The sequence below is a fragment of the Delftia sp. NA_296.1 genome (assembly GCF_052692095.1).
This window is the reverse complement of record NZ_JBQZGF010000009.1, coordinates 1-14177: the sequence shown is the minus strand read 5'-3', so window position 1 is coordinate 14177 and position 14177 is coordinate 1. Positions and strand designations below refer to the sequence as shown.

Below are 14177 nucleotides of genomic sequence, written 5' to 3'. Positions count from 1 at the left end.
CTCATGCCCTCCCGGCCTTGTCGGCGAACAACTCGTAGAGCTTGAGCTCCTTGAGTTCCTGCACCACGGCGGGCGGCAGGTCCTGCACCGTGCCCAGGCCTCCGGGCTGGCGCGCCAGTTCCTCCAGCACTTCGCGGCGCCATTCGGGGTCGTTCGAGGTGTCCAGCTCGGTCACTTCCCGCTTGGGCGGAAAGGCGCGTGCGCAGATCACGCCGGCGATAACGCAGCCGGCCAGGCCCGCAAGCATGGCGTAGGCGTGGGCCAGCTGGCGCGACTCGACCACCGTGGTCAGCCAGCGGCTGGCCAGGTAGAAGCCCAGCACGCTGATGCCGGTGCCGATGGCAATCGCCCAGGCCAGGTGGCGCAGGTCCACGGTGTCGCCCCAGACCTCGGCCAGCCGCCAGTCGGCGGGATCCTTGCTTGTCATGTGTGTCTCCTTGGGTTTTTGTTTGTGTGGCCGCGCGCTGGTCAGGCCCTGGCGCGCAGCGCGGCCAGCACTTCCAGCGCGCGGTCGGTGCGCACGTCGTGCTCGGCGGCCAGCTGGCGCGCCACGGCATCGACCTCGTCGCCCGTGGCACCGGCCACCAGGGCGATGTTGCGGGCGTGCAGGGCCATGTGGCCGCGCTGAATGCCTTCGGTGGCCAGGGCGCGCAGGGCGCCCAGGTTCTGCGCCAGGCCCACGGCGGCGGCGATCTCGCCCAGCTGCTGGGCGGACTGCAGGTCCATGATCTTCAGCGCCAGGCGTGCCAGCGGATGGGTCTTGGTGGCGCCGCCGACCAGGCCGACCGGCATGGGCAGCTCGATGCTGCCGACCAGGGCGCCGCCGGTGTCCTTCTCCCAGCGCGTGAGCGAGGTGTAGCTGCCGCTACGGCTGGCATAGGCATGGGCGCCGGCCTCGACCGCGCGCCAGTCGTTGCCCGTGGCGACGATGACGGGGTCGATGCCGTTCATGATTCCCTTGTTGTGCGTGGCCGCGCGGTAGGGGTCGATGGCCGCGAAGGTATAGGCGTCCAGCACGCCTTCGATGATCTCCTCGCCGCTGCGCTCCTGCGTGGCCAGGGTCTGCGGCGTGAGCCGCACGCGGGCGCGGGCCAGCCGCAGGTCGGCCAGGTTGGACAGGATGCGCAGCCGCACGCTGCCGCCCGTGATCTGCTCGACCAGGGGCGCCACCGATTCGGCCATGGTGTTGACGGTGTTGGCGCCCATGGCGTCGCGCACGTCCACGATCAGGTGGACCACCAGCATGGGGCCGCGCGGCGTGTCGGGGAAGACGTGGACCTCGATGTCCTTGCAGCCGCCGCCCAGGCCGATCAGCACCTTGTCGCGGCTGTTGGCGCGCTCGATGATCTGCGCACGCGCCTGCAGCACGGCCAGGCGCGCGCCGTGCGGATCGGTCACGCCCAGCACCTGAACCTGGGCGCGCATCAGCGGCAGCGTGCTCGAGGTCTGAAAGCCCCCGTCCTCGCGCGCCAGCTTGGCCATGTACGAGGCGGCGGCCACCACCGAGGGCTCCTCCACCGCCATGGGCACCAGCACGTCGCGGCCGTTGACGCGGAAGTTGCCGGCCACGCCCAGCGGCAGCTCGAAGCTGCCGAACACGTTCTCGATCATGCCGTCGGCCAGCGCCAGGGGCAGGGCGCCGGGGGCGGCGAGCAGGGCGCGCTCGGCATCGGACAGGCCGCAGGCATCGGCCAGGAAATCCCGGCGCTGGGCCGGTGTGAGGGCACGGAAATTGGGCAGGCGCGAGTCGGCAACCATGGAAGACATCTCCTCGAATCAAAACTCTGGTCGCCGGACTGTAGGAAAACTGTACCGCTTTCAAAAGGTACAGTTTCGGGGAACAGTACCATCGCACTGCAACATGAACGGAGGGCGCATGGCAGACACCAGAGGGCGCTCGGCCCCCATTGCCGAGAAGCTGGCCGACCTGATCGGCCAGCAGATCGCCGACGGCGTGTACCGCCCTGGCGACAAGCTGCCCTCGCTGCGCGAGCTGGCGCAGCTGCACCGCTATGCCAAGAACACCGTGGTCTCGGCCTTCGATCTGCTGGTCTCGCGCGGCATCGTGGAGCCGCGCCGGGGCTCGGGCTTTTACGTGCTGGGCACGGGGCGCGGTGCCCAGCGCACCGATGAGGACGCGGGCCAGCTGGGTCGGGCCATGGACATCGTCTGGCTGATGCGCGAGCAGCTCAAGACCCAGCCCGACTGCGTGGGCGTGGGCGACGGCTTTCCGCCCGTGGAATGGCTGGCCGACATGCGGCTGGACCGCTACCACCAGAAGGTGGTGCGCACGGGGCTGGGATCGCTGTTCCGCTACGGCAGCCGCTATGGCTATGCGCCGCTGCGCGACAGCCTGGTGCGCAAGCTGGGTGACTTCGGCCTGCAGGCCACGCCGGGCCAACTGGTGCTGACCCACGGCGCCAACGAAGCCATGGACCTGGTCATCCGCTACTTCGTGCCGCCGGGGGCCACCGTGCTCGTGGACGAGCCCGGCTACTACCCGCTGTTCGGCAAGCTCAGGCTGGCCGGCGCCCATGTGGTCGGCGTGCCGCGCCTGGCCGACGGGCCCGACGTGGCCGCGCTCGAATCACTGCTGGCGCAGCACCGGCCGCGCCTGTTCTTCACGCAGTCGCTGGCCCACAATCCCACGGGCTCGGACATCTCGGCCGCCAAGGCCTACAAGGTGCTGCAGCTGGCCGAGCGCCACAACCTGCTCATCGTCGAGGACGATCCGCTGGCCGACTTCAAGCCCACCTCGGCCGTGCGCCTGTCCACGCTGGACCAGCTGGAGCGCACCATCTACATCGGCAGCTTCTCCAAGTCCTTCTCGGCCGCGCTGCGCGTGGGCTTCATCGCCTGCAACGACGCGCTGGCCAGCGACCTGGCCGACCTCAAGGCGCTGATCCACGTCAGCGGCTCCGAGTACTGCGAGCGCATGGTGGACGTGATGCTGCGCGAAGGCCACTACGAGCGCCACCTGGTGCGCCTGCGCCACAAGCTGGGCCAGGCCACGGCCCAGGCGCTGGGCTGGCTCGATGCAAACGGCTGCGAGGTCTTTGCGCGCAGCCCGCAAAGCCTGTACCTGTGGGTGGCCTTCCCCGGTGTGCTGGACTCGCTGCGCCTGGCCGAGCAACTGGTGCCGCGCAAGCTCAGCATGGCGCCGGGCCGTGTTTTCCACGTCGATCCCTCGGCCGTCTCGCGCTGGTCGCGCTGCAACGTCAGCGCCATGCTCGATCCGAGGTTCCAGGCCGCGATGGGGCAGGTGCTGGCTCAACCCGCCTGAGCCAGCCCCCGGGCCTGCGCGCGCAGCAGCGCGATGAAGCGCTGCTGCTCCTGCGTGGGCGCGTCGTCGGTGCGGGTGAGGATGCCGAAGGGCGCCATGGGCACGTCGATGCAGACCGGCAGCGCCCTGACCAGGCCCATGCGCAGATAGTCCTTGAGCGCGGATTCGGACAGCAGCATCACGGCGTCGGTCAGCTGCACCAGTTGCTGCATGGAGTACACCGAGCTGCATTCGATGATGTCAGCGGGCGCGGGCAGCTCCAGGCGCTGCAGCAGCTGGTCGAGCGCGATGCGCGCGGGGCTGGTGGCCGGCTGCAGTATCCAGGGCCAGTCGCCGACAAGCTCTTGCCAGCCCAGCTTGCGCCGGCGTGTCAGCGGATGGCCGCTGCGCACGACGACCAGCAGCCGCTCGTTGCCCAGTTCCTCGAAGCTGTAGCTGCTGCTGTGGGCCGCAGGGCTGCGCCGCGCAATGGCCATGTCGATGCGCCGCTGGTCCAGCAGGCGAAGGATCTGGTCGCTGGTGTCGCCCATGATGCGCAGGCGCAGCTGCGGGCTTTGCGCCTTCATGCGCGCCACGGCCGTCATCACCAGGTCGGGTGCTGCGCCCATGATGGTGCCGATGGACAGGTAGCCGTAGCCGCCCTGGCGGCGCGCGGCCAGGTCTTCGGCGCAGCGGTCCAGGCTGTTGAGCGAGGCCTCGGCAAACCGCACCAGCTGCGCGCCCAGCGCCGTGGGCCGCATGCCGCGCGGCAGGCGCTCGAACAGCTGGCAGCCGAACATGTCCTCGATCTCGCGCAGCATGCGCGTGGCCGCAGGCTGGGACATGGCCAGGCTCAGCGATGCGCGGTGCAGGTTCAGGCTCGATCCCAGCGCCACCAGCATGTGCAGGTGCTTGTAGCGCAGGCGGTTGAGCAGGCTGCGGTGCAGCACGGGCGGAGCGGATTCAGGCGTATTCGCAGGCATAAGCGCAAGGTATCGGATGTGACCGAAATTCGATTTGTTGAGCATCGATCATGCGCCGTACATTGGCCCTGCGACAAGAAAAAACAGACCCAATCCAGGAGACAAGACATGCACAGCCCATCGCCTGTTTCATGACGCGCTGATGCGACCGGCACCAAGCCGCAGCCGCCTCTCGCCTTCCCGAAAAAGCACGCCTTCAGCGCCCCCATTTTTGCGGGCGTGACGGCTCTCCATCGCCTTCAGGACCGTCATGAAAAAACTCCCCGCTCCCCTGCTCGCCAGGATCTCCTGGCGCCTGCTGCCCTTTCTTCTGCTCATGTACATCATGGCCTTCCTGGACCGGGCCAACGTGGGCTTTGCCAAGGTGGCCTTCCAGGCCGATACCGGCATCAGCGATGCCGCCTTCGCCTTTGGCGCGGGCGTGTTCTTCGCAGGCTATGCGCTGCTGGAAGTGCCCAGCAACCTGATCATGCACCGCGTGGGCGCCCGCATGTGGATGTGCCGGATCATGGTCACCTGGGGCCTGGTGTCGGCGGCCATGATGTTCGCCCACGACCAGACCACGTTCTACGTGCTGCGCTTTTTGCTGGGCGTGGCCGAGGCGGGGTTCTTCCCCGGCGTCATCCTGTATCTGACCTACTGGTTCCCGGCAGCGCACCGCGCGCAGGCCATGGGTTTTTTCTACTTCGGCGCGCCGCTGGCCTTCATCTTCGGCAGCCCGCTGTCGGGCCTGCTGCTGGAGCTGGACGGCATGGGCGGCTGGCACGGCTGGCAGTGGCTGTTCGCGGTGGAAGGGCTGATGGCCGTGGCCGTGGGCATCTGGGCATATTTCCACCTGGACAACCGCCCCGCCGACGCCACCTGGCTCAGCCGCGAGGACAAGGCGCTGCTGCAGGACATCCTCGACAGCGAAGAGCGCGCCAAGGGCAGCCACGGCCACAGCCTGCTGGCCGCGCTGTGCCAGCCGCGCGTGCTCTACCTGGCGCTGATCTATCTGCTGATCCAGGCCAGCGTCTATGGCGTGGTGTTCTACCTGCCCAGCCAGGTGGCAGGCCTGCTGGGCACCAAGGTGGGCCTGCTGGTGGGCGTGGTCTCGGCCATTCCCTGGCTGTGCGCGCTGCTGGCCGCCTGGTGGATTCCGGGCCATGCCGAGCGAACAGGCCAGCCGCGCGGCATCGCCAGCCTGACGCTGGTGATGGCTGCCGTGGGCATGGCTGCATCGGTGAGTTTCTCCAGCCCCCTGCTGGGTGTGGCCGCGCTGTGCCTGGCGGCGGCCGGTTTCATCGCCGTGCAGCCCGTGTTCTGGACCTTTCCCGCCAACACGCTGGCCGGCGCTGCGGCCGCTGGCGGCATCGCCTTCATCAACTCCCTCGGCGCCGTGGGCGGCTTCATCGCCCCCATCGTCAAGAACTGGGCCGAGGGCTTTTTCCACTCCCCGGCGGCCGGCCTGTACCTGCTGGCCGGCACCACGCTGCTGGCTGCGGCCCTGGTGCTGGGCGTGCGCGCACGCCTGGCGCCGGCCCTGGCCGCACCGTCCGCCGCCTGAACCCCTTGCACACGGAGCAGAACCATCCCATGACACAGATCCCCACCATCAAGCAGGTGCGCGCCTTCACGCTCAAGGGCGGCGGCGCCGACTACCACGACCAGTCCGACGGCCACTGGATCGACGACCACATCGCCACGCCCATGGCCAAGTACCCCGAGTACCGGCAAAGCCGCCGCAGCTTCGGCATCAACGTGCTGGGCACGCTGGTGGTGGAGATCGAGGACAGCGCCGGACGCGTGGGCTTTGCCGTGACCACGGGCGGCGAGCCTGCGGCCTACATCGTCGAAAAGCACCTGGCGCGCTTCCTCGAAGGCGCCCGGGTCACCGACATCGAGCGCATCTGGGACCAGATGTACCTGTCCACGCTGTACTACGGCCGCAAGGGCATCGTCATCAACACCATCTCGGGCGTGGACCTGGCGCTGTGGGACCTGCTGGGCAAGGTGCGCGGCGAGCCCGTGCACCAGCTGCTGGGCGGCGCCGTGCGCGACGAGCTGCAGTTCTACGCCACGGGCGCGCGGCCCGACCTGGCGCAGAAGATGGGCTTCATCGGCGGCAAGATGCCGCTGCACCACGGCCCGGCCGAGGGCGAGGAAGGGCTGCGCCGCAACCTGCAGGAGCTGGCCACCATGCGCGAGCGCGTGGGCCCGGACTTCTGGCTCATGCTGGATTGCTGGATGAGCCTGGACGTGAACTACGCCACGCGCCTGGCCCAGGGTGCGCAGGCCCATGGCCTCAAGTGGATCGAGGAGGCCCTGCCGCCCGACGACTACTGGGGCTACGCGGCCCTGCGCAGGAACGTGCCCACCGGCATGCTGGTGACCACGGGCGAGCACGAGGCCACGCGCTGGGGCTTTCGCCAGCTGCTGGAGATGGGCTGCTGCGACATCATCCAGCCCGACGTGGGCTGGTGCGGCGGTATCACCGAGCTGCTCAAGATCTCGGCCCTGGCCGATGCCCACCAGGCCCTGGTCATCCCGCATGGCTCCAGCGTCTACAGCTATCACTTCGTGGCCACGCGCCACAACAGCCCGTTTGCCGAGTTCCTGATGATGGCCCCCAAGGCCGACGAGGTCGTGCCCATGTTCCATCCGCAACTGCTGGGCGAGCCCGTGCCCGTCAACGGCCGCATGCGCCTGTCGGCGCTGGACAGGCCTGGCTTCGGCGTGGAGCTCAATCCCGAGTGCGCCTTGCACCGCCCGTACACGCACTGAAGGAGCCCGCCATGCAACTGCCTGCCAACCCCTTCAAGGCCGCGCTGCGGAGCGCCGAGCCGCTGTACGGCATCTGGGCCGGCCTTGCCACGCCCTACGCGGCCGAGATCATCGCCACCACGGGCTACGACTGGATGCTGGTCGATGGCGAGCATGCCCCCAACACCGTGCCCACGCTGCTGGGCCAGCTGCAGGCCGTGGCGCCCTACGCCACGCACCCGGTGGTGCGCGCCGTGCAGGGCGACACCGTGCTCATCAAGCAACTGCTGGACGTGGGCGTGCAGACGCTGATGGTGCCCATGGTGGAGACGGCCGAACAGGCGCGCGAACTGGTGCGCGCCATGCGCTACCCGCCCCACGGCGTGCGCGGCGTGGGCGGCGGCCTGACGCGGGCCACGCGCTGGGATGCCGTGCCCGACTACATCCGCACGGCGCATGAACAGCTGTGCCTGATCGTGCAGATCGAATCGCCCCGGGGCGTGGCCAACGCCGCCGAGATTGCGGCCGTCGAGGGTGTGGACGCCGTCTTCATCGGCCCCGCCGACCTGTCCACGGGCATGGGCCATGCGGGCGACGCCGGCCAGGGCGAGGTGCAGGACGCCATACGCCGCACCGTCGAGGCCACGCTGGCCGCCGGCAAGGCCTGCGGCATCCTCGCGCCGCGCGAGGAAGATGCGCGCCGCTATGCGGACTGGGGCTGCGGCTTCATCGCCGTGGGCATCGACATCAGCCTGCTGCGCCAGGCCGCGCTGGCCAACCTGGGGCGCTATCGCGCCACGCAAGCCACGGACCAGGCGGCCCCTGCATCCCGCACCTACTGAACCCAAGGAGAACTCCATGGCATCCCTTCCCGTGCTGCGCAATTTCATCGCCGGCAGCTTCACCGACAGCGCCGAACTGCATGAGGTGACCAACCCCGCCACGGGCGCGGTGCTGGCGCGCTCGCCCTTGTCCAGCCAGGCCGATGTGGACCGCGCCATCGCCGCCGCGCGTGGCGCCCACAGGGCCTGGGCGCGCCGCCCGGCCGTGGAGCGCGCGCAGTACCTGCGCCGCGTGGCGGCCCGCATCCGCGACAACGCCGCGCGCATTGCGCGCACCATCACCGAGGAGCAGGGCAAGGTCCTGGGCCTGGCCGAGGTGGAGGTGAACTTCACCGCCGACTACCTGGACTACATGGCCGAATGGGCGCGCCGCATCGAGGGCGAGGTCATCACCAGCGACCGGGCCAACGAGCAGATCTTTTTGCTGCGCAAGCCGCTGGGCGTGGTCGCGGGCATCCTGCCCTGGAACTTTCCCTTCTTCCTGATCGCCCGCAAGATGGCGCCGGCCCTGCTCACGGGCAACACCATCGTCATCAAGCCCAGCGAGGAAACGCCCATCAACTGCCATGCCTTCACCGAGCTGCTGGCCCAGTGCGAGCTGCCGGCCGGCGTGTTCAACGTGGTCTATGGCCAGGGTGGCACGGGCGCTGCGCTGGCCGGCCATGCGGGCGTGGACATGGTCAGCTTCACGGGCAGCGTGGCCACGGGCGAGCGCATCGCCGCTGCCGCCGCGCCCCACATCACCAAGCTCAACCTGGAGCTGGGCGGCAAGGCCCCGGCCATCGTGCTGGCCGATGCCGACCTGGACCTGGCCGTGCGCGCCATCCGCGACTCGCGCATCATCAACACCGGCCAGGTCTGCAACTGCGCCGAACGCGTCTACGTGCAGCGCCAGGTGGCCGACGAGTTCACGGCCCGCATCGCCCAGGCCATGGCCGCCACGCGCTATGGCGACCCGATTGCGCGGCCCGACGTGGAAATGGGCCCGCTGATCAACCAGAAGGGCCTGGACAGCGTGCAGGCCAAGGTGCGCCAGGCCATCGCCGACGGCGCGCAACTGGTCACGGGCGGGCAGGCCGCAGACCTGGGTGCGGGCTTTCACTTCCAGCCCACGGTGCTGGCCGGCTGCCATGCCGGCATGGAGATCATGCGCAAGGAAATCTTCGGCCCCGTGCTGCCCATCCAGGTGGTGGAGGACCTGGACGAGGCCATCGCCCTGGCCAACGACTGCGAATACGGGCTGACCTCGTCGCTTTACACGCGCGACCTGTCCAAGGCCATGCAGGCCATGCGCGAGATCGACTTCGGCGAGACCTACATCAACCGCGAGAACTTCGAGGCCATGCAGGGCTTCCACGCGGGCGTGCGCAAGTCCGGCGTGGGCGGGGCCGACGGCAAGCACGGCCTGTACGAGTACACGCACACGCATGTGGTGTATCTGCAGGGGTGATTGACCTTCTGGACCTTGGCGTCAGGGCGCTGCCGGTTTCTTGCGGTTGCGCGGCGCCTTGGGCGGCGGGCTGCTGGCCTCCAGCTCCCGCGCCCGCGTGCGGATGCGGGCAAAGGCGCTGGCCATGGCCTGCAGCTCGGGCTCGGGCACGGCGTCCATGAGCTCGCGGTTGATGGCCTGCACCTGCGGGAACAGCTCGGCATGCAGGGCGCGGCCCGTGTCGCTCAGGCGTAGCAGCGCGCGGCGCGCATCGCCCACCTGGCTCTCTTTCCACAACAGCCCCTTGGCCAGCAGCGCCGTGACCGCGCGCGAGGTGCGCGTGCGGTCCAGCTGCGCCTGCTCGGCCAGCTGCGAGGGCTGCAGCTGCCCGGCCTCGGCCAGCAGGCAGACCATGCGCCACTCGCGCCGCGTAATGCCGTAGCGGCCCTCGCACAGGCGCACCACACGGCTGCCGGCCACCGCCTGCAGCCGCGCCAGGTGGTAGAGGAACATGTCGTCGAGCACGGCGGGGTGGCGCCAGCGGTGGAGGTCGGTCATGGGCTCGCGGGCCGGTTTCGGGTTTACGCTAGGGATGATGGATTAGATGCATTGTCTGCGGCCTGCGTACATTGGCCGCAAGACAACGACAAGGAGACAAGTATGCCCAGCCCCCTCGCAGCCCTGGCGCGTGCCGCCGTGGCCCTGACCGCCGCCGTGCTGTGCGCGGCGCCCGCCCTGGCCCAGGAATGGCCCAAGGCCAGGCCCATCCGCATCGTCGTGCCCAATCCGCCGGCCGGCCCGTCCGACATCTCGCTGCGCCCCGTGGCCGCCGCCATGCAGGCGGCGCTGGGCCAGGCCGTGGTGGTGGACAACAAGCCGGGCGCCAACGGCAACATCGGCGCGGCCGAGGTCGCGCGCTCCGCGCCCGATGGCTACACCTGGCTGTGGGCCATGGACCCCGTGCTCACCGTCAACCCCCATGTCTACAAGAACATGGGCTACAAGGCCGACGCGCTGGAAACCCTGGTCGTGGCCGCGCGCTTCTCGCAGACCCTGGTCTGCGGCCCGGGCACGCGCTTCAAGTCCGTCAAGGACATGGTGGCCGCCAGCAAGACGCGCGAGCTGACCTATGCCTCGGGCGGCGCGGGCTCGCCGGGCCACCTGGTCATGGAATCGCTGCTGGCTACCTCGGGCGCCAAGATGGTCCATGTGCCCTACAAGGGCCCCGCGCCGGCCATGCAGGACCTGCTGGGCGGCCAGGTGGACTGCGGCTTCCTGGCCGGCCCCACGGTCTTCCCCCAGGTCCAGAGCGGCAAGCTGATCGCCCTGGCCACCTCGGGCAAGACGCGCTCGGCGCTGGCGCCCGAGCTGCCGACCATTGCCGAATCGGGCTTTCCCGAGTTCGACGGCACCTTCTGGATCCTGCTGGCCGCGCCCAAGGGCGTGCCGCCCGCCGTGCAAAAGCGCTTTGTCGATGCCATGAACGAGGCCATCCGCGCGCCCGAGCAAAAGGAACGCGCCAAGGCCCTGGACATCGAGATGGTCGGCTCCACCGTGGCCGAGGCCCAGGCGCGCGCCAAGGGACAGTCCGCGCAGTGGGCCGCCCTGGTCAAGCGCATCCACCTGACCAACGACTGAAGCCGCCACTAGGGCCTGTGGCCCTGAGGCACCGCCGTTTTGGCGATACTCCCTTTCCCAACGCATCCACTGTCTTCTGGCTCCCATGGCAACCCAGCGCCCCAATCTGATCTTCATCCTGGCCGATGACCTCGGCTATGCCGACCTCGGCTGCACGGGTGCGCGCGATGCGCACAGCCGCGCCACCGATGTCTCGCCCCGCCTGGACGCCATGGCCGCGCAGGGCATGCGCTTCACGCGTGGCTATTCCAACTCGGCCGTGTGCTCGCCCACGCGCTTTGCCCTGGCCACGGGCCGCTGGCAGTACCGCCTGCGCGGCGCGGCCGAGGAGCCGATCGCCAGCGTCCACGGCGACAAGGTGCTGGGCCTGCCGCCCGACCATCCCACCGTGGCCTCGCTGCTGCGCGACGCCGGCTACGCCACCGCCCTGGTCGGCAAATGGCACCTGGGCTACCCGCCGCATTTCGGCCCGCGCATGTCGGGCTATGAAGAGTTCTACGGTTTCCATGCAGGCGGCGCCGACTACTTCGCCCACTGCGACCCGCGCGGCCGCCCCGACTTCTGGATCAACGAGGAGCCGCATGAGGAAGAGGGCTACCTCACCGACCTGCTGAGCCGCCGCGCCGTGGACTTCGTCGAGCGCCAGACGGCCGACAAGCCCTTCTACCTGTCCCTGCACTACAGCGCCCCGCACTGGCCCTGGCTCACGCGCGACGACCTGGAGGAGTCGCGGCGCATCGGCGGCTTCGGCAAGCACACCGACGGAGGCACCATCGAGACCTACCAGCGCATGATCCACCACATGGACGAAGGCATTGGCTGGGTGCTGGACGCGCTCGAGAAAAAGGGCATGGCCGAGAACACGCTCATCGTCTTCACCAGCGACAACGGCGGCGAACGCTTCTCCAACAACTGGCCCTTCATCGGCCAGAAGATGGACCTGCTCGAAGGCGGCATCCGCGTGCCCCTGGTGGCGCGCTGGCCCGAGCGCATGCCGGCGGGCATCGTCAGCGATACGCCCAATCTCACCATGGACTGGTCCGCCACCTTCCTGGCCGCCGCCGGCGTGCACGGCCACGCCGACTACCCGCTGGACGGCATCAGCCTGCTGCCCCTCATGGAAGACGGCACCTGGAACCCCGAGCGCGACCTGTGCTGGCGCATGAAGCACCGCGCCCAGCGCGCCCTGGTGCGCGGTGACTGGAAATACCTGCAGATCGAAGGCGTGGAATACCTCTTCAACGTCGCCCAGGACCCGCGCGAACGCGCCAACCTGCGCGACCGCGAGCCCCAGCGCCTGGCTGAACTGCGCCAGGCCTGGCAGCAATGGGATGCTTCACTGCCGCCCATTCCGGAAGAAGCCAAGGTGTCGCTGGTGTTCAGCCGGCAGGATCTGCCTTCGGCGACGTTTTGAGGGTGTGTGTGCCCGCAGGCTGTGGGCGATAAAACAAGGCAGGCCTTTGGGCCTGCCTTGTTTCCTGATTACTGGTACGTCCTGACCATGCCCGCCCGTGCGGCCTCCGAGTTGTCGCACATGTCCTTGGCCTGTTTGTAGAGGGCCTGGGCCTTGCTCTTGTCCTTCTCGACGACTTCGTAATGGCTGGCCTTGGCAAGCACCAGGTTGTATTGGAGATAGCCGGCGCTGGCCGATGGCAGCGACTTCACGGCCTGTGACACCATTTGGTCCAGGCCCTCCAAGGACCCGCCCCAGCGCGGGCTCAGGTAATTGAGGGCATTGACGCGGGCCGCCAGGTTCTTGGGATCGGCCTGATCTGCCGCCTGCAGCCACTGCGCCGCAGTACGCCCACCCACCTGGTTTTCCATCGCGGCCAATCCAATCAGCATCGTCTGCGGCAAGGCCGAGCGGGCATCCAGCGCCATGGCCTTTTGCAGATACGGCTGGGCCTTCGCGCTGAGCTGCTTGACACTGTTCCACTGGCTGCCCGTCACACTGGAAGCCGGCGCGTTGCCGCGGGCGCCAAATGCCTTGTTGCCGTAATAGAGGCCCGCATTGAGCTGGGCAAAGAACGACTTGGGCTGCTGATCCGCCCACATGCGCATCACGTTCTCTTCCTGCAGGCTCAGTTGCTGCATTCCCAGCAGATCCCGCATGGTCAACAAGTCCCCGCCCGAGGAAGAAAGATTCTTCTTGTGCCTGCGGGCCAGTTCCTTGTCCAGCGCCTCGAACTTGAACTCGCTGAGCAGTGCAGCTCTCTCGGACTCTTCCAGAGTGGCATTGCCATCGGGAATCAGCGGGCACTGCGCGGCGTAGGTGGCAGTGGCTGCGGAGAGAGACAGGATGCCGGTCAAGGCTTGGGTGATCATGTCTTTCTTCAAAATGTAGTAGTTTGATGTAATTTTCATTTAAGTTAAGTATTGAAGTAATTTATGGTTAATTAAAAATATTTTTCAAATCAAATGCGATATGGATTTGCAGAAGAATAATTATTATCAATGGGAGTAAATATGTCGTATAAAATATTATTTTCTTGTTGTTCTTGAAGAATATCTTGTACCCATGCTCATAAGTAAATGACATGACCACTGCAATTTGAAATATATTGCCAATAATCTTGTATTTTTGGCTGCATAGATTGTAAGCAACAAAAATTGATAAAACTATGTAAAATATAATTGCAAATATTCTCATTTTGTGGCCTCTAACCCGTATTGAATTGTTTGCGATCCTTGGAGAATGTCAGAAAGCAGATTTAAGTCTTTTGAAGACATGTTTGAATAGTTGGCCGGAGATGTAAAGTGACTGCTGTCCATTGGCGGATAGCCAACAGGGTTTCTTAAGTAGCCACTGGGATTTGGCTTAAAACCGGCGGGAGCTTTTCCGGCGGCAAGATCCAAGGCCAGTTCAGCAGCATCTGCGTAGCGCTCTGCATTCTTGCTGCAGCTAAGACTGGTTGCAACTGCTCTTGGTAGGGTTTGATACTTGCTGGGGATATCATAGCTGGCGTCATCACTGAACGCACGAGTTAATCCATAAGTACTTGTCCCAAATCCGTATACAGATTTTGAAAATACTGCAGCACCTAACACCTGAGACACCCCACTGGGAAACGCGAATAGAGCGGCACCTAAAAACATCCCTGCACCAGATCCCAGTACTCCTAGAGTATTTGATCCCACATCACTCCAGCGAACCAGACCCACTGGGTCGAAAAATCTTAAAGGTCTGCTTTCCACATAAATAGATTTATTGCTTCCGCCCGCTAACCCAATCGGATCCTGATTGATATAACTCCCCACCACCGGATCGTAATACCGATGCC

General features: G+C 66.8%; 13 protein-coding genes. 7 read left to right on the top strand and 6 right to left on the bottom strand.

Annotated features, from left to right (window positions below):
- Position 1 precedes the first annotated feature (1 nt).
- Both ACUTR7_RS21155 and ACUTR7_RS21150 read right to left on the bottom strand, forming a co-directional pair.
- The gene (locus ACUTR7_RS21155) at positions 2-427 is read right to left on the bottom strand and encodes a hypothetical protein (protein ID WP_445609763.1); all 426 of its coding nucleotides are present in this window, start codon (positions 425-427) and stop codon (positions 2-4) included.
- Between the two features lie 41 nt (positions 428-468).
- The gene (locus tag ACUTR7_RS21150; RefSeq protein WP_445609762.1) at positions 469-1758 is read right to left on the bottom strand and encodes a hydroxymethylglutaryl-CoA reductase, degradative; all 1290 of its coding nucleotides are present in this window, start codon (positions 1756-1758) and stop codon (positions 469-471) included.
- Positions 1759-1876: 118 nt separating this feature from the next.
- Here ACUTR7_RS21150 and ACUTR7_RS21145 point away from each other — a divergent pair, with 118 nt between their 5' ends.
- Positions 1877-3283 carry an aminotransferase-like domain-containing protein gene (locus ACUTR7_RS21145; protein ID WP_445609761.1) on the top strand — a complete coding sequence of 469 codons (1407 nt, stop codon included), beginning with the start codon at positions 1877-1879 and terminating at the stop codon, positions 3281-3283.
- Here the strand turns inward: ACUTR7_RS21145 and ACUTR7_RS21140 are convergent.
- Positions 3271-4245, bottom strand: a complete 975-nt coding sequence (locus ACUTR7_RS21140) for a LysR family transcriptional regulator (RefSeq protein ID WP_123695053.1) — start codon at positions 4243-4245, stop codon at positions 3271-3273. The genes ACUTR7_RS21145 and ACUTR7_RS21140 overlap by 13 nt on opposite strands.
- Positions 4246-4495: 250 nt before the next feature.
- Between ACUTR7_RS21140 and ACUTR7_RS21135 the strand changes: the two genes are divergently transcribed.
- From ACUTR7_RS21135 to aldA, 4 genes are read left to right on the top strand one after another with little or no spacing between them, the layout of a single operon-like run.
- Complete coding sequence (locus tag ACUTR7_RS21135; protein ID WP_013800166.1) at positions 4496-5791, top strand: MFS transporter; 1296 nt, start codon at positions 4496-4498, stop codon at positions 5789-5791.
- A 29-nt stretch (positions 5792-5820) separates the two neighbouring features.
- Positions 5821-7008 carry an L-rhamnonate dehydratase gene (gene rhmD / locus ACUTR7_RS21130; protein ID WP_013800167.1) on the top strand — a complete coding sequence of 396 codons (1188 nt, stop codon included), beginning with the start codon at positions 5821-5823 and terminating at the stop codon, positions 7006-7008.
- Positions 7009-7019: 11 nt separating this feature from the next.
- Entirely contained in the window at positions 7020-7829 is an 810-nt protein-coding gene (locus ACUTR7_RS21125; protein ID WP_445609760.1) for an HpcH/HpaI aldolase family protein, read from the top strand.
- Between the two features lie 16 nt (positions 7830-7845).
- Positions 7846-9279 carry an aldehyde dehydrogenase gene (aldA, locus tag ACUTR7_RS21120; RefSeq protein ID WP_445609759.1) on the top strand — a complete coding sequence of 478 codons (1434 nt, stop codon included), beginning with the start codon at positions 7846-7848 and terminating at the stop codon, positions 9277-9279.
- A 21-nt stretch (positions 9280-9300) separates the two neighbouring features.
- On the opposite strand, the gene ACUTR7_RS21115 is transcribed toward aldA, so the two are convergent.
- Positions 9301-9816, bottom strand: coding sequence for a MarR family winged helix-turn-helix transcriptional regulator (locus tag ACUTR7_RS21115; protein ID WP_445609758.1), 516 nt, complete (start codon positions 9814-9816; stop codon positions 9301-9303).
- Between the two features lie 102 nt (positions 9817-9918).
- On the opposite strand from ACUTR7_RS21115, the gene ACUTR7_RS21110 reads away from it, so the two are divergent.
- Both ACUTR7_RS21110 and ACUTR7_RS21105 read left to right on the top strand, forming a co-directional pair.
- A complete protein-coding gene (locus ACUTR7_RS21110) occupies positions 9919-10896 on the top strand; it encodes a tripartite tricarboxylate transporter substrate binding protein (protein ID WP_445609757.1) in 978 nt (325 codons plus the stop codon).
- An 85-nt stretch (positions 10897-10981) separates the two neighbouring features.
- Complete coding sequence (locus ACUTR7_RS21105) at positions 10982-12310, top strand: sulfatase family protein (RefSeq protein WP_445609756.1); 1329 nt, start codon at positions 10982-10984, stop codon at positions 12308-12310.
- Between the two features lie 68 nt (positions 12311-12378).
- On the opposite strand, the gene ACUTR7_RS21100 is transcribed toward ACUTR7_RS21105, so the two are convergent.
- A complete protein-coding gene (locus tag ACUTR7_RS21100) occupies positions 12379-13221 on the bottom strand; it encodes a DUF4034 domain-containing protein (RefSeq protein WP_445609755.1) in 843 nt (280 codons plus the stop codon).
- Between the two features lie 321 nt (positions 13222-13542).
- The coding region (locus tag ACUTR7_RS21095; protein ID WP_445609754.1) for an RHS repeat-associated core domain-containing protein at positions 13543-14177 on the bottom strand (635 nt) is incomplete at its 5' end.

Coding starts and splice junctions, on each gene's coding strand:
- ACUTR7_RS21155 (WP_445609763.1), bottom strand. CDS start 427: ATGACAAGCAAGGATCCCGCCGACTGGCGGCTGGCCGAGGTCTGGGGC.
- ACUTR7_RS21150 (WP_445609762.1), bottom strand. CDS start 1,758: ATGGTTGCCGACTCGCGCCTGCCCAATTTCCGTGCCCTCACACCGGCC.
- ACUTR7_RS21145 (WP_445609761.1), top strand. CDS start 1,877: ATGGCAGACACCAGAGGGCGCTCGGCCCCCATTGCCGAGAAGCTGGCC.
- ACUTR7_RS21140 (WP_123695053.1), bottom strand. CDS start 4,245: ATGCCTGCGAATACGCCTGAATCCGCTCCGCCCGTGCTGCACCGCAGC.
- ACUTR7_RS21135 (WP_013800166.1), top strand. CDS start 4,496: ATGAAAAAACTCCCCGCTCCCCTGCTCGCCAGGATCTCCTGGCGCCTG.
- rhmD (WP_013800167.1), top strand. CDS start 5,821: ATGACACAGATCCCCACCATCAAGCAGGTGCGCGCCTTCACGCTCAAG.
- ACUTR7_RS21125 (WP_445609760.1), top strand. CDS start 7,020: ATGCAACTGCCTGCCAACCCCTTCAAGGCCGCGCTGCGGAGCGCCGAG.
- aldA (WP_445609759.1), top strand. CDS start 7,846: ATGGCATCCCTTCCCGTGCTGCGCAATTTCATCGCCGGCAGCTTCACC.
- ACUTR7_RS21115 (WP_445609758.1), bottom strand. CDS start 9,816: ATGACCGACCTCCACCGCTGGCGCCACCCCGCCGTGCTCGACGACATG.
- ACUTR7_RS21110 (WP_445609757.1), top strand. CDS start 9,919: ATGCCCAGCCCCCTCGCAGCCCTGGCGCGTGCCGCCGTGGCCCTGACC.
- ACUTR7_RS21105 (WP_445609756.1), top strand. CDS start 10,982: ATGGCAACCCAGCGCCCCAATCTGATCTTCATCCTGGCCGATGACCTC.
- ACUTR7_RS21100 (WP_445609755.1), bottom strand. CDS start 13,221: ATGATCACCCAAGCCTTGACCGGCATCCTGTCTCTCTCCGCAGCCACT.